This is a genomic window from Arabiibacter massiliensis, from assembly GCF_902386925.1.
Taxonomy (GTDB): Bacteria; Actinomycetota; Coriobacteriia; order Coriobacteriales; family Eggerthellaceae; genus Arabiibacter; species Arabiibacter massiliensis.
In genome coordinates this window covers 1129383-1150306 of sequence record NZ_LR698996.1, presented here as the reverse complement: position 1 = coordinate 1150306, position 20924 = coordinate 1129383, and the positions used below count along the sequence as shown (strand labels likewise).

General features: G+C 69.3%; 20 protein-coding genes. 18 read left to right on the top strand and 2 right to left on the bottom strand.

Features of this window, described 5'->3' with window-relative positions:
* The first annotated feature begins 463 nt into the window (after positions 1 to 463).
* From FX134_RS05015 to FX134_RS04935, 17 genes are all read left to right on the top strand, one after another.
* Positions 464 to 820, top strand: coding sequence for a type II toxin-antitoxin system RelE/ParE family toxin (locus FX134_RS05015; protein WP_080798517.1), 357 nt, complete (start codon positions 464 to 466; stop codon positions 818 to 820).
* Complete coding sequence (locus FX134_RS05010) at positions 813 to 1085, top strand: helix-turn-helix domain-containing protein (RefSeq protein WP_080798515.1); 273 nt, start codon at positions 813 to 815, stop codon at positions 1083 to 1085. Before FX134_RS05015 ends, FX134_RS05010 begins: the two co-directional genes overlap by 8 nt.
* 193 nt (positions 1086 to 1278) lie before the next feature.
* Positions 1279 to 3804, top strand: coding sequence for a DNA topoisomerase I (locus FX134_RS05005; protein WP_080798512.1), 2526 nt, complete (start codon positions 1279 to 1281; stop codon positions 3802 to 3804).
* Positions 3805 to 3888: 84 nt separating this feature from the next.
* Complete coding sequence (locus FX134_RS05000; RefSeq protein WP_080798509.1) at positions 3889 to 5043, top strand: NAD(P)-dependent malic enzyme; 1155 nt, start codon at positions 3889 to 3891, stop codon at positions 5041 to 5043.
* A 3-nt stretch (positions 5044 to 5046) separates the two neighbouring features.
* A complete protein-coding gene (locus tag FX134_RS04995) occupies positions 5047 to 5844 on the top strand; it encodes a nitroreductase family protein (RefSeq protein WP_087881534.1) in 798 nt (265 codons plus the stop codon).
* A 367-nt stretch (positions 5845 to 6211) separates the two neighbouring features.
* Positions 6212 to 6532: a hypothetical protein gene (locus tag FX134_RS04990; protein WP_080798507.1), complete on the top strand. Its 321-nt coding sequence runs from the start codon at positions 6212 to 6214 to the stop codon at positions 6530 to 6532.
* A 12-nt stretch (positions 6533 to 6544) separates the two neighbouring features.
* On the top strand, positions 6545 to 6736 hold the full coding sequence (locus FX134_RS04985) for a helix-turn-helix transcriptional regulator (RefSeq protein WP_080798504.1): 192 nt from the start codon (positions 6545 to 6547) through the stop codon (positions 6734 to 6736).
* Between the two features lie 254 nt (positions 6737 to 6990).
* Positions 6991 to 7860, top strand: a complete 870-nt coding sequence (locus FX134_RS04980) for a fumarate hydratase (RefSeq protein WP_080798500.1) — start codon at positions 6991 to 6993, stop codon at positions 7858 to 7860.
* Positions 7857 to 8504, top strand: a complete 648-nt coding sequence (locus FX134_RS04975) for a FumA C-terminus/TtdB family hydratase beta subunit (protein WP_080798495.1) — start codon at positions 7857 to 7859, stop codon at positions 8502 to 8504. Before FX134_RS04980 ends, FX134_RS04975 begins: the two co-directional genes overlap by 4 nt.
* A gap of 40 nt (positions 8505 to 8544) precedes the next feature.
* Complete coding sequence (gene tmk, locus FX134_RS04970; protein WP_232050844.1) at positions 8545 to 9276, top strand: dTMP kinase; 732 nt, start codon at positions 8545 to 8547, stop codon at positions 9274 to 9276.
* Between the two features lie 4 nt (positions 9277 to 9280).
* Complete coding sequence (locus FX134_RS04965) at positions 9281 to 10450, top strand: DNA polymerase III subunit (RefSeq protein ID WP_080798487.1); 1170 nt, start codon at positions 9281 to 9283, stop codon at positions 10448 to 10450.
* Positions 10451 to 10472: 22 nt separating this feature from the next.
* Positions 10473 to 11999, top strand: a complete 1527-nt coding sequence (locus FX134_RS04960; protein WP_080798485.1) for a PSP1 domain-containing protein — start codon at positions 10473 to 10475, stop codon at positions 11997 to 11999.
* A 4-nt stretch (positions 12000 to 12003) separates the two neighbouring features.
* The gene (locus FX134_RS04955) at positions 12004 to 13461 is read left to right on the top strand and encodes a nicotinate phosphoribosyltransferase (RefSeq protein WP_080798481.1); all 1458 of its coding nucleotides are present in this window, start codon (positions 12004 to 12006) and stop codon (positions 13459 to 13461) included.
* Between the two features lie 70 nt (positions 13462 to 13531).
* Complete coding sequence (locus FX134_RS04950; RefSeq protein WP_080798478.1) at positions 13532 to 14434, top strand: DegV family protein; 903 nt, start codon at positions 13532 to 13534, stop codon at positions 14432 to 14434.
* Positions 14435 to 14496: 62 nt separating this feature from the next.
* On the top strand, positions 14497 to 15426 hold the full coding sequence (locus tag FX134_RS04945) for a DegV family protein (RefSeq protein ID WP_080798475.1): 930 nt from the start codon (positions 14497 to 14499) through the stop codon (positions 15424 to 15426).
* Between the two features lie 27 nt (positions 15427 to 15453).
* Positions 15454 to 16419 carry an NAD(P)-binding domain-containing protein gene (locus FX134_RS04940; protein WP_080798471.1) on the top strand — a complete coding sequence of 322 codons (966 nt, stop codon included), beginning with the start codon at positions 15454 to 15456 and terminating at the stop codon, positions 16417 to 16419.
* Positions 16416 to 17489, top strand: a complete 1074-nt coding sequence (locus FX134_RS04935; RefSeq protein ID WP_080798468.1) for a radical SAM protein — start codon at positions 16416 to 16418, stop codon at positions 17487 to 17489. Before FX134_RS04940 ends, FX134_RS04935 begins: the two co-directional genes overlap by 4 nt.
* A gap of 447 nt (positions 17490 to 17936) precedes the next feature.
* Here FX134_RS04935 and FX134_RS04930 read toward each other — a convergent pair whose 3' ends face one another.
* Together FX134_RS04930 and FX134_RS04925 are read right to left on the bottom strand one after the other, a co-directional pair.
* Entirely contained in the window at positions 17937 to 18731 is a 795-nt protein-coding gene (locus FX134_RS04930; protein WP_087881533.1) for a TIGR03915 family putative DNA repair protein, read from the bottom strand.
* Positions 18728 to 20179 carry a putative DNA modification/repair radical SAM protein gene (locus FX134_RS04925; RefSeq protein ID WP_080798465.1) on the bottom strand — a complete coding sequence of 484 codons (1452 nt, stop codon included), beginning with the start codon at positions 20177 to 20179 and terminating at the stop codon, positions 18728 to 18730. Before FX134_RS04925 ends, FX134_RS04930 begins: the two co-directional genes overlap by 4 nt.
* A 311-nt stretch (positions 20180 to 20490) precedes the next feature.
* On the opposite strand from FX134_RS04925, the gene FX134_RS04920 reads away from it, so the two are divergent.
* Entirely contained in the window at positions 20491 to 20910 is a 420-nt protein-coding gene (locus tag FX134_RS04920; RefSeq protein ID WP_080798462.1) for a hypothetical protein, read from the top strand.
* Positions 20911 to 20924 lie beyond the last annotated feature (14 nt).

Below are 20924 nucleotides of genomic sequence, written 5' to 3'. Positions count from 1 at the left end.
GATGAGGGCCTCTCCTTTCAGGTTCGGACCGATCGGCAGGAAGCCGCCGTGAGTGCGTCGATGGTGCGAGGCGGAAGCGTTGGTGGGACGGTTCGGCGGCATCCCCCTCCCTACAGCCTACCCGAGTTCGCGCCGATTCACAAAACGCCCCCGACATCTTCAACGGGCGGTTACGAAATCACCATCCGATCTTCGGAAGTGCCTGTGGGCGGCGGCAAGCGCAGGGCTCTGATCTCGAGTGCTGGGAATCCGCTTGATCCGCGCTGGATTCCTGCTTGATCCACGTCGGATATCCGCTTGATCCGCGCTGGAGCCGCGATGGAAGCGCGTTGGATCCATGCGGCGAATCGACGCCATGCGCGCCATCTCCGCGCTGGATCGCGTTGCTATCCTGGTGGGGCGGGATTCTTGACGATATAACATAAATGTTATAAACTGGAATGGCCCCGCAGAAGGGGGCGACATGGAAGGGTTCGAGGTGGTTTTCTACCGGAAGCCGAGCGGGCGCGCGCCCATGGACGAGTTCCTCGAATCGCTTCCCCCGAAGCTGAACGCGAAGGTGCACCGCGACCTCGGCTCCTTGCGCGAGGAGGCCCATAGGTTGCGCGAGCCGCAATCGAAGCGTATGGGGAACGGGTTGTTCGAGTTGCGCAGCAGGCAGGGCGACGACATCGCGCGGTCGTTCTACTTCTTCTTCTCGGGCAGGCGGATCGTCGTGACGAACGGGTTCGTGAAGAAGACGCAGAAGACGCCCCGCAGGGAGCTTTCGCGGGCGCTCGCCTACAAAGCCGATTGGGAGGAGAGGTTTGGCAATGGATGATCTGGACAGGAGCCTCCAAGAGCATATGAAGGACCCGGAGTTCGCTGCCGAGTACGAGCGCCTGGAGCCGATGTACGACATCATCAGCGCCATCACGGTGGCGCGCGCGGAGCAGAACCTCACCCAGCGCGAGCTGGCCGAGCGCTGCGGCATGCGGCAGAGCGCGTTCGCTCGCCTGGAGTCCGGCAATGCGAACCCCACGCTCAAGACGCTGCAGCAGGTGGCCCGGGGCCTCGGCAAGAAGCTGCGCATCAGCTTCGTGTGACGCGCCGCCACGCCTCGCAGGTTCCGCAACCGCTTCAAGATGCGTAATTTTCGCCGCAAGCGCCGCAAATCGTGTATGCTAGCGTCTGCTGCGCGCACAGGCGCGCCATCCCCGCACACGTTAATAAACGAATGGGGCATCGTGTGAACGCGATCAGGCCGCGGGAGGCGGCCCGAAGAAGAGGAGGAACCGCGTGAAGCTGGTGGTAACCGAGAAGAACGACGCGGCTCAAAAGATTGCCGACTTGCTCGGCGTGAAGCGGCCCAAGGCCGACAAAGTGTATTCCACGCCGGTGTACCGCTTCGACGTGGACGGCGAGGAATGGGTGACCATCGGCCTGCGTGGCCACATCCTGGAGCCCGACTTCACCCCGACCATGGTGTACAAGAAGCGCGGCGGCTGGCAGGGCGTCACCGAGGAGGGCGAGACGTTCCCTGCGGAGCTGCCCGCGACGCTGCCCAAGCCCCCCTTCAAGAAGAAGAAGCCCTTCACCGAGGACGGCGTCGAGCTCAAGGCCTGGAAGATGGACGCGCTGCCCTACCTCGTGTACGCGCCCATCAAGAAGCTGCCCAAGGAGAAGGAGATCATCCGCTCGCTCAAGAACCTGGCGAAGAAGGCCGACTCCATCATCATCGCCACCGACTTCGACCGCGAGGGCGAGCTCATCGGAAGCGACGCGCTCTCCTGCATCCAGGAGGTGAACCCCACGGCGCCTGTGCAGCGCGCGCGGTACTCGGCATTCACGAAGGAGGAGATCACCCACGCCTTCGACAACCTGGTGGAGCTGGACGTGAACCTGGCCTCCGCCGGCGCCTCGCGCCAGGACATCGACCTCATCTGGGGCGCGGTGCTCACGCGCTACCTCACGCTCGTGAAGTTCGCCGGCTACGGCAACGTGCGCTCGTCGGGCCGCGTGCAGACGCCCACGCTCGCCCTCATCGTGGCGAAGGAGCGCGAGCGGCTGGCGTTCGTGCCCGAGGACTACTGGGTGATCCGCGGCGCGTTCGGCACCGACCCCGACGCCTTCGAGGCCCCGCATGCCACGGCCCGCTTCAAGAGCGAGGCCGAGGCGAACGCGGTGATGGCGCACGTGGAAGGCGCGACGTCCGCCACCGTGTCGGCCGTCGAGAAGAAGAAGCGCACGGTCCAGCCGCCAGCACCCTTCAACACCACCTCGCTCATGGCCGCCGCGTCCGCCGAGGGCATCAGCCCCGCGCGCACCATGCGCATCGCCGAGAGCCTCTACATGGACGGCTACATCTCGTACCCCCGCGTGGACAACACGGTGTACCCGAGCTCGCTCGACCTCGCCGAGACCGTGCGCGCCATCTCCGGCAACCCCGCCTACGCGCCCTACTGCAAGGAGCTCCTGGCGAAAGGCGAGCTCAAGGCCACGCGCGGCAAGAAGGAGACGACGGACCACCCGCCCATCTACCCCACGGCCAAGGCCACGCCCGATGACCTCGCGCCCGCCGACTACAAGCTGTACAACCTCATCGCGCGGCGCTTCCTGGCCACGCTCTCCGAGGCGGCCGTGGTGGAGGGCACGAAGGTGTCGCTCGACGTGAACGGCGAGCCGTTCGTGGCGAAGGGCGACGTGCTGGTCAAGCCGGGCTTTCGCGCCATCTACCCCTACGGCCTGAAGAAGGACGAGCAGCTGCCGGTTCTCGCGGAGGGCGAGCGCATCGCCTTTAGCGGCGCCACCTGCACGAAGAAGCAGACCGAGCCGCCCGCGCGCTACAGCCAAGGCAAGCTCATCCAGGAGATGGAGAAGCTGGGCCTGGGCACGAAGTCCACGCGTCACTCCATCATCGAGCGCCTCTACACGGTGAAGTACATCCAGAACGACCCCATCGAACCGAGCCAGCTGGGCATGGCCGTGTGCGACGCGCTTGACAAGTTCGCGCCGCACATCACGCACCCCGAGATGACGGCCGAGCTCGAGGAGGAGATGGACAACATCGCCGAGGGCCAGAAGACCAAGCTCGACGTGGTCACCACGAGCCGCAACCTCTTGGCCGACCAGTTGGCGAGCCTGCTGCCGCACTCCGAAGAGGTGAAGGACGCGCTCGCCGACGCCGTGGCCGCCGACGCCTACGTGGGCCCGTGCCCCAAGTGCGGCCGTGACCTGCAGCTGCGCGCGAGCCAGAAGACGCGCGGCATGTTCATCGGCTGCGCCGGCTGGCCCGACTGCGATGTGACGTTCCCGCTGCCCAAGGGCAAGGTGGAGGCCGTCCCCGAGCCGTGTCCGACCTGCGGCATGCCCCAGGTGAAGGTGACGGCCTTCCGCAGCAAACCGCGCACCATCTGCATCGACCCGAACTGCTCCACGAACAAGGAGCCCGACGTGATCGTGGGCGAGTGCCCCGTGTGCAAGGCCGCCGGCAAGCACGCGAACCTCGTGGCGCAGAAGAACCCGCGCACGCTCAAGCGCTTCATCCATTGCGAGAACTACGACGAGTGCGGGGTAGGCTACCCGCTGCCGCAGTACGGCGCGCTCCAGGCCACCGGCGAGGTATGCGAGCACTGCGGCGCGCCGATGGTGATCGTGACCACCGCGCGCGGCCCGTGGAAGCTCTGCCCCAACTTCGACTGCCCCGGCAAGGAGCAGGACGACGAGAAGAAGGCCGCGGCGGGGAAGGGCGGCGCGAGGAAGGCCCCCGCCAAGAAGCCTGCCGCCAAGCGCAAGGCCCCCGCGAAGAAGCCGGCCGCGAAGTAGCGGCCCCGCGGCGGCCCGAACGCGGCAGGCGGCGCGACGGGTATATAATTGCAAACACGTACCGGTAAGCTGATGGGAGAGAACATGGATGTGAGCGAAGAGGCGCTGCGGGTGCACGAGGAGTGGCAGGGCAAGCTGGACACGGTTCCCAAGATGCGCATCGCCACGCGCGAGGACCTGGCGCTGGCGTACACGCCGGGCGTGGCCGAGCCGTGCCGCAAGATAGCCGAGAACCCCGACGACGCCTACCGCTACACCATGAAGGCGAACACCGTGGCCGTGGTGAGCGACGGCAGCGCGGTGCTGGGCCTGGGCAACATCGGCCCCATGGCAGCCATGCCGGTGATGGAGGGCAAGGCGGCGCTGTTCAAGACATTCGGCGACGTGAATGCGGTGCCCATCTGCCTGGACACGCAGGACGTGGACGAGATCGTTGAGACGGTGGCGCGCCTGGCGCCGTCGTTCGGCGGCATCAACCTGGAGGACATCTCGGCCCCGCGCTGCTTCGAGGTGGAGCGCCGCCTCATCGAGGCGCTCGACATCCCCGTGTTCCACGACGACCAGCACGGCACCGCCATCGTGGTGCTGGCGGGCATCATCAACGCGCTGCGGATCGTCGGCAAGCGCAAGGAGAACTGCCGCGTGGTGGTGAACGGCTCCGGAGCCGCGGGCATCGCCATCACGAAGCTGATGCTGAGCTACGGGTTCAAGCATATCATGCTGGTGGACAGCGCCGGCATCGTGAGCTCGCATTCCACGCGCCTGAACGACGTGAAGCGCGCCATGCTGGAGGTGACGAACCTCGACGACGTGGAGGGCTCGCTCGCCGATGCGCTTGCAGGCGCCGACATCTTCGTGGGCGTGAGCGCGCCGGGCGTGGTGGACGGGCCCATGGTGGCCTCCATGAACGACGACGCCATCCTGTTCGCGCTCTCGAACCCCGTGCCGGAGGTCTACCCGGACGTGGCCAAGGCCGCCGGCGCGCGCGTGGTGGGCACCGGGCGCTCCGACTTCCCGAACCAGGTGAACAACGTGGTGGCGTTCCCCGGCATCTTCAAGGGCGCCCTGGAGGCCCGCGCCACGCGCATCACCGAGGAGATGAAGCTTGCCGCCGCCGAGGCGCTGGCCGCCCTCGTGTCCGACGAGGAGCTGTCCGAGGACTTCATCATGCCCGAGCCCTTCGACCCGCGTGCCGCCGAGGCGGTGGCGCAGGCCGTGAAGGACTGTGCGGGGAAATAGCCCGTGAGCGCGCCGATCGAGATAGACGAGGACCTCTGCATCGGGTGCGGCAGGTGCGCGGCCGACTGCGTGGGCGACAACCTGCGGGTGGAGGAGGGCCTCGCGCGCGTGCGCGGCCGCTGCATCCTGTGCGGGCATTGCGTGGCCGTGTGCCCGACCTCGGCGGTGTCCATCCCCGGCTACGATATGGCCGACGTAGAGGATGCGGTGCCGGCGAGCGAGACGCTGGATGCGGCGGCGCTTCTGCGCGCCGTCAAGTCGCGGCGCAGCGTGCGGTCGTTCCGGGCCGAGCCGGTGAGCTGCGCGGAGCTAGAGTTCGTGCTGCAGGCGGGGCGCTACACCGCCACGGCGAAGAACGCGCAAGGGTGCCGCTTCATCGTGGTGCAGGACGGCCTCGCCGAGCTCAAGCGCCTCGTGTGGGACGGCATCGAGGAGCTGCTCGCGCTGCCGGCCGACGAGAAGCCGCGCTGGGCGAAGCTCTACAAGCCGTTTCTGCGCGACGCGCGGGCGGGGAAGCGGGACTTCCTGTTCCGCGACGCGCCGGCCGTCGTGTACGTGGCCGCCGAACGCGCCGACGATGCGGGGCTGGCCGCCCAGAACATGGAGCTCATGGCCGCGACGCTTGGCCTGGGCGTCCTGTTCAACGGCTACCTCTGCCGCGCCTCCGAGGAGCTGCCCGCCGTGCGCACGTTCCTCGAAACGGGGGAGAAGCCGCTGCAGATGTGCCTGCTGCTGGGGCGCCCGGCCGTGACGTACGCGTGCACCGCCCCGCGCCTCCCCGGCGACTTCGTGGTGAAGTAGTCCCCGCGTATCGGCTCAGCCCTTGCGCTCGCGCGCCCATAGCAGTCCCCTCTCCCCAGAAAAAGATGAGCGGCTCGACTACTCGAACCGCTCATGCTTACCATCCGCAGCTTATCGGTGGCGGAACACCTTGCATAAACCATCCGCAGCTTATCGGTGGCGGAACACCTTGAATAAATCCAGTATGGCACGCGTGCGTGCAAGGCGCAAGCGAACAAACGGTGGAAAAGGTATGGCGTAAGGGTTTCCGAGGCGTGACCCTGCTTCTGGGCACACCAAAAAGTAAAGAGCTCTTGACATCCTGCTGCAAACGCGGCATACTGCGAAATGTCAAGAGCCCTTTACTTTTGGCTGAAAGGAGCCGATCATGGACGAGATGGGGAAGTCGATCAGGACGCGGTCGGAGGCGCTGGGGTACAAGTTCGCGGTCCTGCTGCTGGCGACATGGACGCTCGTCAACCTGGTGCTGTACCTGGCCACGGGGGGCGCGCGGGACATGCTGCCCACGCTCGTGCTCATCGCCGTGCTGCTGGTCCAGGGCTTCTCCGAGGAGTCGATGAAGCGGCGCATGGTGGAGGGCGACGACGAGTACCATGAGCCCAACCGGACGGTGCGCATCGTCGTGGGCGCGTTGGGCGTGGCGCTGGTGACGTTCTTCGCCGGCTTCTTCGCCCTGTACGCGGCGTAAGCGGGCGGCACCATGCGCAACGACATCAAGCGCTTGCGCAAGGCGCTGGGGCTGCGCCAGGAGGACCTGGCCCAACGCTGCGGCGTGAGCCGCCAGACCATCGTGGCCGTGGAGAACGCCAAGTACGATCCCACACTGCCTCTCGCCCTGCGCCTCGCCCGCGAGCTCGGCACCACGGTGGAGGAGCTGTTCCATCCGGAGTGACCGCTGCCCCGCTTCGCCTCTGCACAAGATCGACGCCTGTGCGAGGTGTTTGCTGCGACTAACTCGGTGGGGTGGCGGCCGGAGCTTTTGCGACCTGGGGAAACGCTGCGGGACGTTTCTCGTAAGCGAGTGAGCCGCGGCTAACAGCTCGCACAGGCGCAAATCTCGTGCATTCCGTGCAAGCCGGGGCTCTCGCGGCCTCGGCGCGGCATCCCGGGCGGCGGATCGGGCGGGTTGCGGTATAATCCTCCCTTATGGAAACCATCGTCACGAAATCACAGGTCGCAGACGCCGTCTACGCGGCCATCCCGAGGCTGGCGTGCGAGTTGCCGGCCGACATAGAGGCGGGCCTCGCTGCGGCGCTCGCGCGCGAGGACAGCCCGCGCGGACGCGCCGTGCTCGAGCAGCTGGTGGAGAACGCGGCCGTCGCGCGCGAGGACCGCGTGCCCCTGTGCCAGGACACCGGCACCGTGTGGGTCAGCTTGGAGATCGGCCCCGGCGTGCTCGTGGCCGGCGACGTGTTCGCGGAGGTAAACGCCGCGGTGGCCCGCGCCTACGACGAGGCGCGCCTGCGCATGTCGGTGGTGCGCGACGCCATTCTGGACCGCGCGAACACGAACGACAACACGCCCGCGTTCTGCGACCTCCACCCCGTCGACGAGCTGGGCGCAGCACGGCTCCACGTCATGTTGAAGGGCGGCGGCTCGGATAACGCGAGCCGTGTGGCCATGCTCGTGCCGGGCGCCGGCAAGCAGGGTATCGTGGACGAGCTTATGCGCTGCGTGCGCGAGAAGGGCGCGAACGCCTGCCCGCCGCTCGTGGTGGGCGTCGGCATCGGAGGCACGTTCGACAAGGTGGCGGGCCTCGCGAAGCGCGCGCTCATGCGTCCGGTGGACCAGCCGGCGGCCGACCCGCGCGTGCGCGCGCTCGAGGAGGAGCTGCTCGCGGCCGTGAACGCCACGGGCGTGGGCCCCGGCGGCCTCGGCGGCGCCACGACGGCGCTCGCCGTGCGCGTGGCCACGGCGCCCTGCCACATCGCCGCGCTGCCGCTCGCCATCAACATGGGATGCTCCGCCATGCGCCGCTGCACCATCGATCTCGCGGCGGAAAGGGGCGCGCGATGACGGAAAGCGTCGACGGCCTGACGGCCCGCGCGGGATCCTTCGACTGCGCTCCCTCCGGTCGCTCCGCTCAGGATGACAAAGGGGGCGCTCCCTCCGGTCGCTCCGCTCAGGATGACAGGCGCCGCCTTGCGCTGCCGCTCGACCGCGCGCAGCTCGCCGACCTGCGGGCCGGCGACGCGTGCCTGCTCACGGGGCCGCTCTACACGCTGCGCGACGCGGGACACGTGCGGCTCATGGCCGAGCTCGAGCAAGCCGGCGGCGCGCTGCCCTACGGCCTCGACGGCCAGGCCATCTTCTACGCGGGCCCCACGCCCGCGGCGGCCGGCCGCCCGTTCGGCGCGGTCGGGCCCACCACGGCCAGCCGCATGGACTTCGCCGCCCCGGCGCTGCACCGCGCGGGCATCGTCGCCACGGTGGGCAAGGGCCGCCGCAGCCAGGCGGTGCGCGATGCCTGCCGCGAGACGGGTTCCGTTTATTTCGTGGCATGCGGCGGCGCTGCGGCGTATCTGGCGAAGTGCGTGGCATCATCGGAGACGGTGGCGTACGCCGACCTCGGCACCGAGGCGCTGCGCCGCATCGAGGTCGTGGACTTCCCGGTGTTCGTGGGCGTGGACGCGCTCGGCGACGACGTGTACGACCTCTGACGCGATGCGTTCCCCAGCGAGAAGGATCGAAGAGACTCACGTGGCACAGCAGTTGGCAAACACATCCGATGCCGCACCTGGCATCTTCATCACGTTCGAAGGCGGCGAGGGCGCCGGCAAGACGACGCACATCCGCTTCCTGTCCGAGGCGCTGCGCGCGCATGGCCGCGAGGTGGTGAGCCTGCGCGAGCCCGGCGGCACCGAGATCGGCGAGCAGCTGCGCGCCGTCGTGCTCGACCCGCGCAACACCGCCATGTCCGACGAGGCCGAGCTGCTCATCTACGAGGCGGCGCGCGCCCAGATCGTCTCGGAGGTGGTGTCCCCCGCGCTCGAACGCGGCGCGGTGGTGCTGTGCGACCGCTTCACGGACTCCACGGTGGCCTACCAGGGCTGCGGGCGCGGCCTGTCGCGCGCGTTCATCGACCGCGCGAACGAGTTCGCCTGCCAGGGCGTGCGGCCCGACCGCACCATCCTGCTCATGACCGGCGGCGACGCGAGCACGGGGCTCGCCCGCGCCACGCATCGCGGCGCCGACCGCCTCGAGCGCGAGGGCGAGGAGTTCCATGCGCGCGTGAACGACGCCTTCCTGTCCATCGCCCGCGACGAGCCCTCCCGCGTGCGCGTCGTCGTCTCGGACGACCGCAAGTCGCGCACGGCGGCGGCGGTGTTCGCCGAGCTCGCGGACCTCTTCCCGTGGATGGCCGGCCTCGCCCAGGCCGACCCCGCCTTCTTCGAGCGCCTCGACGTGAAGCGCTCCCAGGTGGAGGCGTAAGCCCGTGGCCGATGCGTTCGAGAACATCCTCGGCCAGCCGAAGGTGCGCGAGTTCCTGCGCGCCACGGTGGCGCAGGACAAGGTGAGCCACGCCTACCTGTTCACCGGCCCGGCCGGGTCGAACAAGACGCTCGCCGCCTACGCGTTCGCCCAGGCCGTCATGTGCCCGAAGGGGGCGAAGGGCCCGCGCGGCGGCAACTGCGGCGCGTGCGACGCCTGCCGGCGCATCATGCGCAGGAAGCACCCCGACGTGCGCTACTTCGCGCCGGAGGGGGCGGGCGGCTATCTGGTGGAGCAGATCCGCGACATCGTGGCCGACACCGCCTTCGCGCCCATCCAGGCGAAGAAGAAGGTGTACATCCTCGACCGCGTGGACCTCTTGGGCACCCAGGCGGCCAACGCCTTCCTCAAGACACTCGAGGAGCCGCCGGCCGACGTGGTGCTCATCCTGCTCGGCCGCACGCGCGAGAGCGTGCTGCCCACCATCGTCTCGCGCTGCCAGGTGGTGCCGTTTCGCTCCATACCGGCCAGCGAGGCGGCGGGCATCATCGCGCAGAACTCGGGCGCGTCGCTCGAGCAGGCGCGCATGGCGCTCGCGGCGTGCGACGGCTCGCTCACGCGCGCGGTGGAGTTCCTCAAGTCCAACGAGCGCCGCGCGTTCCGCACCCGCGTGCTCGAGGTGCTGGGCTGCCTGCGCACGGCCGACGACTGGGATCTCGTGGGCTATGCCGGCGAGCTCGCGGTGCTGGCCAAGGCGCCGCTCGACGTGGTGCGCGCCGAGCAGGAGCAGGAGCTCGCGGAGAACGCGGACTTCCTGGCGAAGTCGGCCATCCGCCAGATCGAGGCGCGCAACAAGCGCCAGCTCACCGCCAAGACGTTCGAGTCGCTGCGCCAGCTCACGGCCATCGTGCGCTCGTGGCTGCGCGACGTGATGGCCGTGTGCGCCGAGACGCCCGAGCTGGTGATCAACGTGGATGCGCGCGGGAAGGTGGACGAGGCCGCCGCTGCCGCCGACGAGGCGCGCGCCGCCGCCGCGCTCTCCGCCGTGCGCCGCTGCGACGAGGCGATCTCGTATAATGTATCCCCGGAGACGTGCCTTGACGCGCTTCTGTTCGAAGTGCGCGACCTGCTGTACGAAACGACGAGCCCCGCGCGCGTGCGCGGGTCGAGATAGATGAGATAGGAGGGGGTGTCCGATGGTTCGGATAGCGCCCGTGAACCTGCATTACAATCCCAAGACCCTCTGGTTCGACGCCGGGGATCTCGACATCGAGCCGGGCGACGGCCTCGTGCTGTCAACGGCCCGCGGCACCGAGTTCGGCCGTGCGGCCGGCGCGGTGTTCGAGGCCGACGAGAGCCGGGTGCGGAAGCTCAAGACCCCGCTCAAGCCCGTGAAGCGCGTCGCGACCGACGAGGACGAGGCCCAGGCGGCCGAGATGGAGCGCAAGGGCGCCGAGGCGCTGCCCGTGTTCAAGGAGATGGCGGCCGAGGCGGGCTCCGACATGCACCCGGTGTCGGTGGAGTACCTGCTCGACGGCGACAAGGCCGTGTTCTACTTCGAGGCCGAGGAGCGCGTGGACTTCCGCGACCTCGTGCGCAAGCTGGCCTCGCGGTTCCATGTGCGCATCGACATGCGCCAGATCGGCGTGCGCGACGAGGCGCGCATGGTGGGCGGCCTCGGGCATTGCGGCCAGGAGCTGTGCTGCAAGCGCCTGGGAGGGGAGTTCTGCCCGGTGTCCATCCGCATGGCCAAGGAGCAGGACCTCTCGCTCAACCCGCAGAAGATCTCGGGCGTGTGCGGGCGGCTCATGTGCTGCCTGCGCTACGAGTTCGACGCGTACAAGGACTTCAAGAGCCGCGCGCCCAAGCAGAACTCGCAGGTGGAGACGCCGGCGGGCACGGCGAAGGTGGTGGATTTGGACGTGCCGCGCGAGATCGTGTCGCTCAAGGTGGAGGGCGAGAAGCCGGTGCGCGTTCCGCTGGCGGACTTCGACCCGCCCGAGGAGGGCTCCAACCGCCCCAAGCGCGTGGGCGAGGAGGCCTGGGAGGCCGCCAACGAGCAGGCCGTGATCGGCGTGGCGGGCGAGAGCTCCATCTTCGCCACCTCGCAGCTGACCGGCTCGGACAAGCTGGCCGACCCCACGGCCGTGCGCCGCACGGGCCGCGGCGGCCAGAAGGCGCGCGGCGCCAACGGGGGCGGCGGCAACGGCGGCGCGGGCCGCAACGGGCGCGGCGGCGGGTCGGGCTCCGGCAAGCAGGCCGACGCGCAGGCCTCGAGCGGGCGCAAGCCGCGCCGACGCCGCTCCACGAAGGTGGGGGGCGAGGGCGCTCCCGCCGAGGGCGGCGAAGCGCCGCAGAAGCGCAGGCAGAAGCAGTCCCAGGACGCGGGATCCGGCCAGAAGAACGGCCAGGGCGCGCAGAAGAAGCGCCAGGGCGGCGGCTCGGGCGGCAAGAAGCAGGGCGCGCGCGGCGGCGACGGGCAGAAGCGCCAGGGCGCGGCTCCCAAGCAGAAGCAGGGCGGGCCGCGGCCCGGCCAGAAGTCGTCGGGCCTGCGCCAAGGCCAGGGCCAGGGCCAGGAGGGCGCGCAGCCCCGCGCCGAGCGCGAGCGCGCGGGCTCGGGCTCGGGAGACGGCGGCGGGCATCGCCGGGCGCGGCGGCGCAGCCACAAGGCGGGCGGCGCGGGCGAGGGCGGCGCCGCGAACGGCGCGAACGAAGGAGCGTGATCGCATGAAGCTCGACTACGAGCTGCTCACCGACCTGTACCAGCTCACGATGGCGCAGGGCTACTGGGAGACGGGCCAGCGCGAGACGCAGGCCTGTTTCCACATGTACTTCCGCGACTACCCGTTCAAGGGCGGCTACGCCATCGCCTGCGGCATGGCCCAGCTCGCCGAGCTCGTGGAGTCGTTCGCGTTCTCGGAGGACGACCTGTCCTACCTGGCCTCCCTCGACGCGCCGGGCGGCGGCCCTCTGTTCAAGCCCGCCTTCCTCGACTACCTGCGCGATTTCCGCCTCGACGTGGACATCGACGCGGTGGCCGAGGGCACGGTGGTGTTCCCCCACGAGCCGCTCGTGCGGGTGGTGGGCCCCATCATGGACTGCCAGCTCATCGAGACGGCGCTTCTGAACTGCGTGAACTTCGAGACGCTCATCGCCACGAAGGCCGCCCGCGTGTGCCTGGCCGCCCAATCGCCGGTGGCCGAGTTCGGGCTGCGCCGGGCCCAGGGCGCGGCCGGCGGCCTGTGGGCGAGCCGCGCGGCCATCGTGGGGGGCTGCACCTCCACGTCCAACGTGCTGGCGGGCAAGCTCTACGGCATCCCCGTGTCGGGCACGCACGCGCACTCGTGGGTGATGTCGTTCCCCGACGAGCTCACGGCGTTTCGCGCCTACGCCGAGGCGTTCCCGAAGAACTGCGTGCTGCTCGTGGACACCTACGACGTGAACGAGGGCATCAGAAACGCCATCACCGTGGGCCTCGAGATGCGCGAGCGCGGCGAGCGCCTCTCCGGCATCCGCATCGACTCGGGCGACCTGTCGTGGCTGGCCAAGATGGCGCGGAGCATGCTCGACGAGGCGGGGCTCTCCGACTGCGGCATCGTGCTCTCCAACGACCTGGACGAGTTCACCATCCAGTCCATCCGCGACGAGGGCGCCAAGGTGGACTCGTGGGGCGTGGGCACGAAGCTGGCCTGCGCCTACGACCAGCCCACCTTAGGCGGCGTGTACAAGCTCTCCGCCACGCGCGCGCCGGGGGAGCAGGAGTGGACCGACCGGCTCAAGATATCCGAGTCGGCCGCCAAGCTCACCACGCCGGGCGTGCTCGACGTGCGCCGCTACTTCTACTGCGGCAACGGGCGGCTGGCCGGCGACATGGTGTTCGACGTGAACGCGGGCGCAGGCTCGCGCGAGGTCATCGTGGACCCCTCCGACGACCTGCGGCAGAAGAACCTCGCGGGCCTGTGCTCCGAGACGCTGCTCAAGCCGCTCGCGCGCGGGGGCACCACGGTGCTCGAGCCCGAGCTGCGCGACGCGCTGGCCGCCCGGGAGCGGGCGCGGGCCGGCTTGGAGACGCTCGACGAGAGCCAGAAGCGCATGTTCAACGCGCACACCTACCCGGTGGGCCTCGAGTACGGGCTGTTCGAGCGCCGCCGCGACCTGGTGCTGCGGCTGCGGGGCATCGAGTAGGGTCATGCAGGGGCCGCGCTGCGGCCGAAGAGGACGGGCGCGAGCGCCCGAGGAGATGAGGAAGGACGTCATGGTCAGGATAATCACCGATTCGGTGGCATCCATCCCCGCGGACGAGGCGCGGGAGGCGGGCATCGACATCGTCACGCTGTTCGTGAACCGCGACGGCGTGGAGCACGCCGATGCCGAGATGGACCTCGACGCGTTCTACGCCGACATCTACGACATGGTCGACGACATCCCCACCTCGAGCCAGCCGTCCCAGCTCACGCTCGAGCAGGCGTTCGAGGAGGCGGCGAAGGCCGGCGACGAGGTGCTCGGCATCTTCATCTCCACCGGGCTCTCGGGCACCTTCGACGGGGCCGTGCGCGCCGCGCGGGCCGTGAAGGCGCGCAACATCGGCTTCTCGTACGTCATCGTGGACTCAAGCTCGTGCGGCTACGACGAGGCGTGGCCCGTGTTCGACGCCGTGGAGGCGCGCGACGCCGGCGAGGGCCTCGAGGGCTGCGCCGCCGCCGCGCTTTCGGGCATCGAGCGCACGCGCTTCCTGTTCACGCCCGAGACGCTCACGTTCCTGCAGAAGGGCGGGCGCATCGGAAACGCCGCCGCGCTTCTGGGCAACCTCATCCAGCTCTCGCCCGTGCTCACCGTCACCGACGGCGCGGCCACCACGCTCGCAAAGGTGCGCACGCGCAAGAAGGCCCTCGACAGGATCGTCGCCACGTTCAAGGCCGACATCGAGGAGCATGGCCTCAAGCGCGTGGTGGTGCACTACATAGGCGACAAGGCGCCGGCCGTCGCCTGGGCCCGCGACGTGATCGAGCCCTTGATCGGGCGCTCGGTGAAGGTGCTGCCGGTGAGCCCCGTCATCGGGCTGCACGTGGGGCCGGCCGTCGGCATCGCCTACGAGTGCGCGAGCGCCGTGGCGGGCAAGCTGACCGGCCCGGTGCGCTCGCGCGCCTGCACGTCCTGACCATGCCGCCCCACGGCGGCGCGCACGACCGAAGCAACCCCGTCCAAGGAGAGAGAACAGCCATGCCGCATCCTTGCAACCTCATCATCGACTCGTGCTGCGACCTTCCCTTCGAGGTGGTCGACCGCGAGGGCGTCGAGCTCGTCGAGTTCCCCTACATCATGAGCGACGGGGAGCATGCCGACGACCTGTACCAGGCCTCGTCGGCGCACGACTTCTACCAGGCCATGCGCACGGGCGAGGAGCCCACCACCGCGCAGGTGCCCATGCACGTGTACCGCGACGTGTTCGAGCGCGCCATCAAGAGCGGCGTGCCCACGGTGGCCCTGAGCTTCTCGAGCGGGCTGTCCGGCAGCTTCGACGCGGCCGCGCTCGTGCACGAGCAGCTCCTGGCCGAGCATCCGGACGCCGAGCTCTACCTGGTGGACACGCGCCTGGCCTCCGTGGCCGAGGCGCTGCTGGTGTACGAGGCCATCCGCCAGCGCGACAACGGCATGACGGCGCGGGAGCTGGCGCTGTGGGCCGAGGAGGCGCGCTTCTTCGTGGACGCCGAGTTCATGGTGGACGACCTCGAGGCGCTGCGGCGCGGCGGGCGCATCCCCAGCTCGGTGGCCTACGCCGGTTCCAAGCTGGACGTGAAGCCCCTGCTCACCATCGGGATCGACGGCAAGCTCACGCTGGCGGGCGTCGCGCGCGGCCGCAAGAAGGGCATCCGGCAGCTGGCCGAGTACTATCACAAGCGCGCGGCGAAGGAGGGCCCCGGCAAGCACGTGGTCATCGGCAACGCCGACTGCGAGAAGGACGCCGACCGCCTGAAGGAGGCGCTCGCCAAGATCGACGACGGCATCCTGTTTCTGGAGAGCAGCATCGGGCCGGTGATCGGCAGCCATGTGGGGCCGGGCATGATAGCGGTGGTGTTCTGGGGCAATGACAAGCGCGAGGAGCTGTCGGTGGCCGACCGCATCGCGAAGCGCGTCAAGGGCGCGGAATAAGACGGGCACGACGGAGAGGGAGCTGGCATGGCAAAGGCGTTCGCATACGTGGGCAACGAGACGGTGGGCTCGATGGTGGAGGAGCGGCTGGGGGCGCTCGGCTACGTGCGCACCGGTGACGTGGGCAGCGCCTCGGCGGTGCTGAGCTACTGCACGTCGCAGACCGCGCTCGAGGACGCGTACTTCGACGAGGACGGCCTGGTGCAGGCGGCGCGCAAAGGCACGCTGCTCATCGATCTGTCGCCGTCCACCCCCAGCTTCGCGCGGGAGCTGAACGCCGTGGCCGTGGTGAGCGACCTCGTGTCGGTGGAGGCGCCCCTCGTGGTGGTGGACATCGCCCGCGCCGACGCCTTCGACCGCGGCAACCTCGTGTGCCTCGCGGCCGGCGACGAGGATGCCCTCGAGAGCGCCCGGCCGGTGCTGGAGGCCCTCGCGGGAGAGGTGCAGGATACGGGCGGGTCCGGATCGGCCCAGCTCGCGCGCGCGGCGTACACGCTGCAGGCCACGGCGCAGGTGGCGTCGGCCGTCGAGGCGGACGCGCTGTACCGCGCGGTGCGGCGCTCAGCGTCGGCCTTCGGGCAGGATGTTGAGCGGGTGGGCGCGGCCACGCCCACGGCGGAGCGCGTGCTCGACGCCGTGAAGGGCGGCCGCTTCGACGGCGACTACACGGTGGAGATGTTCATGGCCGAACTCTCCGCCGCGCTCACGGCGGCCGACGACGTGGACCTCATCCTGCCGCAGGCCGAGGCGTGCCTGCATCTGCTCGAGCTTCTGGCCGTCATCGGCGGCTCGGACAAGGCGCCCTCCGCGCTCGCCCTCGTGTACGGCGAGGAGGCCGTCTGCGCCGAGCAGGGGCTCGACTGGACGCGCGCCGAGGAGGCCTACGGCGAGGCGGACGAGGGGTTCGACGACTACGACTTCGACGAACACGACGGCCACGACCACGGCGGCTATTCCGACTACCCGGGCTACGGCGCCTACTCGGTCAATTGAGAAACCGTCATCCTGAGCGGAGCGCGCAGCAGACGTCCTTTTGTCATCCTGAGCGGAGCGCGCAGCAGACGTCCTTTTGTCATCCTGAGCGGAGCGCGCAGCAGACGTCCTTTTGTCATCCTGAGCGAGCGAAGCGAGTCGAAGGATCCCGCGCGGCGTCAGCGAACGGCCTCCCGGCCGTCTGCGACCTCTGCCCGCGCGCCTGCGGGGCCGACCGCGCGGCGGGGGAGCGCGGCGCGTGCGGCGCCGACGGGCGGCTCGTCGTGGCGCGCGCGGCGCTGCATTTCTGGGAGGAGCCACCCATCAGCGGCTCGCGCGGCAGCGGCACCGTGTTCTTCGCCTTCTGCCCGCTGCGCTGCGTCTACTGCCAGAACGCGGTGATCGCCGCAGGCGAGGCGGGCGCTGAGGTGTCCGTGGAGCGGCTGGCCGAGATGTTCTTGGAGCTTCAGGCGCAGGGCGCGCTCAACGTGAACCTCGTGACGCCGACGCACTACGCGCCCGAGGCGCGCGCGGCCGTGGCGCTGGCGCGGCGTCAGGGGCTCGCGCTGCCGGTAGTGTGGAACACGTCGGGCTACGAGTCGGTAGAGGCGGTGCGCGCGAACGCGGGCACGGTGGACGTGTACCTCACCGATTTCAAGTACGCCGACGCGGGCCTGGCCGCGCGCTACTCGCATGCGCCCGACTATCCCGAGGTGGCGCTCGCCGCGCTTGCGGCCATGGTCGAGGAGGCGGGGGAGCCCGCGTTCGACGAGGTGGACGGCGAGCCGCGCCTCGTGCGCGGCGTCGTGGTGCGCCACCTCATGCTGCCCGGCGCGCTCGAGGACTCCAAGCGCGTCGTGCGCCTCGTGCACGAGCGCTTCGGCGGCGCGGTGCTGCTGTCGCTCATGAACCAGTACACGCCCGTGCGCGCCTTCCCCGACTCTCCCGAGCTCGAGCGCCGCGTTTCGTACGAGGACTACGGGCGCCTCCTCGACTACGCCGACGAGTTGGGCATCGAGGACTACTTCTGGCAAGAGGGCGGCGCCGCCGAGGAAAGCTTCATCCCGCCCTTCGACCTCACCGGGGTGTAGAGGGCGCGCGACGTCGTCCTGAGCGGAGCGGCCGGCGCGCTCCCCTTTGTCATCCTGAGCGAGCGAAGCGAGTCGAAGGATCCCGTGCGGCGACAGCTGTAGCGCTTCCTGCTACCGCCAAACGGGGCCCAACGAGCACGCCTCGCTCGCTCAGGATGACACTGTGCACGCAAAAGCAGGCTGTCGGACGCGAAAAACCTCGACGTGAAAGGGTAAACGGGGTGAAAAGGCTCGTTGGAGCTTCCTGGCGCGGCGGCCTCACCACGTTTTCCCAGGTCGCGGGAAATCGGTTCTCGAGCGGCTCGTCAAAATTCTTTCACGTCGAGGATTTTCGTGCTCGAGCGGCTGGATTCGCGTGCAATACGGTGTCTGCGCGGCGATCTTCGGCCGAAACACACGCCACAGCGTCCTGAAGCGTGTGTTTCGGCCGAAGATCGCCGGGCGCGCTCAGCGGGCGAGGTCAGTGCCGGGGATGCGCTCCTGCATCTCGACGATGTTCTTCCAGAGGCGCTTGGGCATGAACTGGCGGCGCAGCTCCGGGTTGTAGCGGGCCTCCACGGCCACGGTGTCGTAGAAGCGCTTCCAGGCCGCCTGCATGAGCCTCTCCTCGCTCGCGCGGTCGGGCAGGACGACCTCGGAGGACGGCACGAGGTACCAGCCGTCGCCGTCGTAGACGCCCGCGATGGCGTGGACCTCGTCGTAGATGATGAAGGGCTGGGTGTTGAAGCGGCCGCTGAACCAGTCCATGACGAGCGGCACCACCGCCGCGCTCGGGTTGCACTGCGCGAACCACACGCCGTTCTCCATATGCTCGAAGCGTAGGAACTGGAGCATGCGGTGGCGCTCGTTCATCACCGAGCGCGCGAGGCGCTGCACGGGCCCGACGGCCGGGTGGGCGAGGTCGCCGAGCACGTTGCGCTTGGCCGCCATGGCGTGGCGCACGAAGCGGTACACGGCCGTGCCCGCCTTCGGGTCGTCCGCGAGCGAGGCGCGCAGCGCGGCCTCGAAGGAGGCCCGCCCGCAGGTGCGCCGGATGCCGCGCTCGACGCGCCGGGCCAGCTCGTCGTCGGCGTCGATGTAGCGCACGATCTGGCCGAGCCGGGGCTGCAAGCAGGCCTCGCGCACGACGTCGAGCGGGTCCTCATGCAGCTCGTAGGCCTTGAACACGGCGGTGAAGAGGCCCTCGGGCGTGCCGTCGTAGCAGTACGCCGCGTCGGCCAGGGGCTCCTCCGGCGAGATCACGCCGGGACCTCGGTCGGCGTCTCGAGCGCGCGCTGCCAGCCGAACGCCCCGTCCGCCTGCGGGGCCGCCGCTTCCGCTTCCCCGAGCCGCGCCGCGCGCTCGCGCCCGCCGGCGATGCGCGCCTTCTCGGGCGTCTCCACGCTTTCGAACAGGCTCATCTGGCCCGGGATGGCCTTGTCGGCGCGCCGCCCGTGCGACCCGCCCTTGATGGGGGCGGCCAGCTGCGCGCGCAGCCCCTCGCGCGTGAAGTCGGCGCCGCGCCCCGCGTACGTGCCCGCGCACGTGATGAAGAAGCGCGCCCGCTTGTAGGCGATGCCGAGCTTGCGCAGCTCAGGCTCGCGCAGGCACGTGGTGCGCCGCGCGCGCACGATGAGGTTGGCCCCGCGCACGCCGATGCCGGGCACGCGCAGCAGCGCCTCGAGCGGCGCGGTGTTCACCTCCACGGGGAAGAAGTCCAGGTTGTTGACAGCCCAGTTGGCCTTCGGGTCGAGGTCGGGGTCGAGGAAGGGGTGCTCCTCGTCGATGATCTCGGTCACGTCGAAGCGGTAGAAGCGCAGCAGCCAGTCGGCCTGGTAGAGCCGATGCTCGCGGTTGAGCTGGATGGCGTCGGCGCTCGGCAGGCGCGCGTCGTCGTTCACGGGCGTGTAGGCGCTGAAGAACACGCGCTTGAGCGACAGCGTGCGGTAGAGCGCCGCGGACAGGTTGAGTATCTGGAAGTCGCTCTCGGGCGTGGCCCCCACGATCATCTGGGTGGACTGGCCGGCCGGCACGAAGGCGCGCTCCTTGCGCTTGGGCGCGACCTGCTTCATGTACGTGGTGTTCTTGCGCACGAGCGCGCGGGTGTCCTTGTCCACCGCGATGTTGTCGCGGATCTGGCGCATGGGGGCGATGATGCGCTGCTTGTCCTTCTCGGGCGCGAGCAGCGCGAGGCTCTTCTGCGAAGGCAGCTCCATGTTCACGCTCATGCGGTCGGCCAGATGCCCCAGCCTGTCGATCAGCTCCGGCGAGGTGCCGGGCACGGCCTTCGCGTGGATGTAGCCGCGAAATCCGTGCTCCTCGCGCAGGATGGCGAGCGTCTGGATCATGAGCTCGGTGGTGTAGTCGGGGTTTCTGATGACGCCCGAGCTGAGGAAGAGCCCCTCGATGTAGTTGCGCCGGTAGAACGCGATGGTGAGGTCGGCCAGCTCGCGCGGCTTGAACGCGGCGCGCGGCACCTCGTTGGAGGCGCGGTTCACGCAGTAGGCGCAGTCGTAGACGCACACGTTGGTCATGAGCACCTTGAGAAGCGTGATGCAGCGTCCGTCGGCCGAGAAGCTGTGGCAGCAGCCGGCGGCCATCGTGTTGCCGAGCTTGCCCTTCCGCGCGTCGCGGTCGATGCCCGACGAGGTGCAGGCCACGTCGTACTTCGCCGCGTCGGCGAGAACCTCCAGCTTGTCGATCAGCTCCATACGCGCGCCCGTTCCCCAGATCAAATGTTCGCGAGAATATCCGTTCGCCTATCATACGCGCACGGGTGTTCGCCGTCAAGGCCGTGCGCGGGGGAATCGCGGAAAGCCCGCCGCCCGTCTGCTCCGGCGTGTTTCAAACGACGTTTGAAACAGCGCGGCAAGCCGACTGATAATCGAGGTCAGGGATATACTTTCGCCAGCGCGAAGGGCTCGCGCAACGCGCAACGCGCGTTTCAGCGGCGGGAAGCGTGTCGCGTCACAGGATAGGGGGACGCGCCAGGCCTCGCGCCATCGGCAGAAAGGGGAGGACCGTGTCCGGTTCCCAGAAAACGCTGAAGATCATCTCCATCATCCTGATCGCGTGGGCTATCCTCGTCATCCTTATGGGCGCGTTCGTGGCGGCGGGGTCGGCCGTCCCGGGCATGTCGAGCGAGAGCATCGACGTGGGCGGCACCGTCATAGACATGGCCACCGCCGCCATGGCCCTGGGCATCGGCACCGTCGTGGGCGGCGTCATCAACCTGATCATCGGCCTGCTGGGCCTGCGCGGCGCCAAGAACCCGCGCAAGATCGGCCTGTTCTTCGTGCTGTGCATCATCGGACTCGTGCTGGGCGTCGTGGGGCTCGTGATGGGCGTCATGCAGGGCACGTTCCAGTGGCAGTCGCTGGTGAGCCTTGTCATCGTGGCCGTGTGCACCTACCTGGCGGCCGAGATCAAGAAGCAGGCGTAAGACGAACTGTCCCA

What these genes read in the sequence shown, in the direction of transcription:
- FX134_RS05015 (WP_080798517.1), top strand. Translation starts at nt 464, where the DNA reads ATGGAAGGGTTCGAGGTGGTTTTCTACCGGAAGCCGAGCGGGCGCGCG.
- FX134_RS05010 (WP_080798515.1), top strand. Translation starts at nt 813, where the DNA reads ATGGATGATCTGGACAGGAGCCTCCAAGAGCATATGAAGGACCCGGAG.
- FX134_RS05000 (WP_080798509.1), top strand. Translation starts at nt 3,889, where the DNA reads ATGGATGTGAGCGAAGAGGCGCTGCGGGTGCACGAGGAGTGGCAGGGC.
- FX134_RS04990 (WP_080798507.1), top strand. Translation starts at nt 6,212, where the DNA reads ATGGACGAGATGGGGAAGTCGATCAGGACGCGGTCGGAGGCGCTGGGG.
- FX134_RS04985 (WP_080798504.1), top strand. Translation starts at nt 6,545, where the DNA reads ATGCGCAACGACATCAAGCGCTTGCGCAAGGCGCTGGGGCTGCGCCAG.
- FX134_RS04980 (WP_080798500.1), top strand. Translation starts at nt 6,991, where the DNA reads ATGGAAACCATCGTCACGAAATCACAGGTCGCAGACGCCGTCTACGCG.
- FX134_RS04975 (WP_080798495.1), top strand. Translation starts at nt 7,857, where the DNA reads ATGACGGAAAGCGTCGACGGCCTGACGGCCCGCGCGGGATCCTTCGAC.
- FX134_RS04960 (WP_080798485.1), top strand. Translation starts at nt 10,473, where the DNA reads ATGGTTCGGATAGCGCCCGTGAACCTGCATTACAATCCCAAGACCCTC.
- FX134_RS04955 (WP_080798481.1), top strand. Translation starts at nt 12,004, where the DNA reads ATGAAGCTCGACTACGAGCTGCTCACCGACCTGTACCAGCTCACGATG.
- FX134_RS04950 (WP_080798478.1), top strand. Translation starts at nt 13,532, where the DNA reads ATGGTCAGGATAATCACCGATTCGGTGGCATCCATCCCCGCGGACGAG.
- FX134_RS04945 (WP_080798475.1), top strand. Translation starts at nt 14,497, where the DNA reads ATGCCGCATCCTTGCAACCTCATCATCGACTCGTGCTGCGACCTTCCC.
- FX134_RS04940 (WP_080798471.1), top strand. Translation starts at nt 15,454, where the DNA reads ATGGCAAAGGCGTTCGCATACGTGGGCAACGAGACGGTGGGCTCGATG.
- FX134_RS04925 (WP_080798465.1), bottom strand. Translation starts at nt 20,179, where the DNA reads ATGGAGCTGATCGACAAGCTGGAGGTTCTCGCCGACGCGGCGAAGTAC.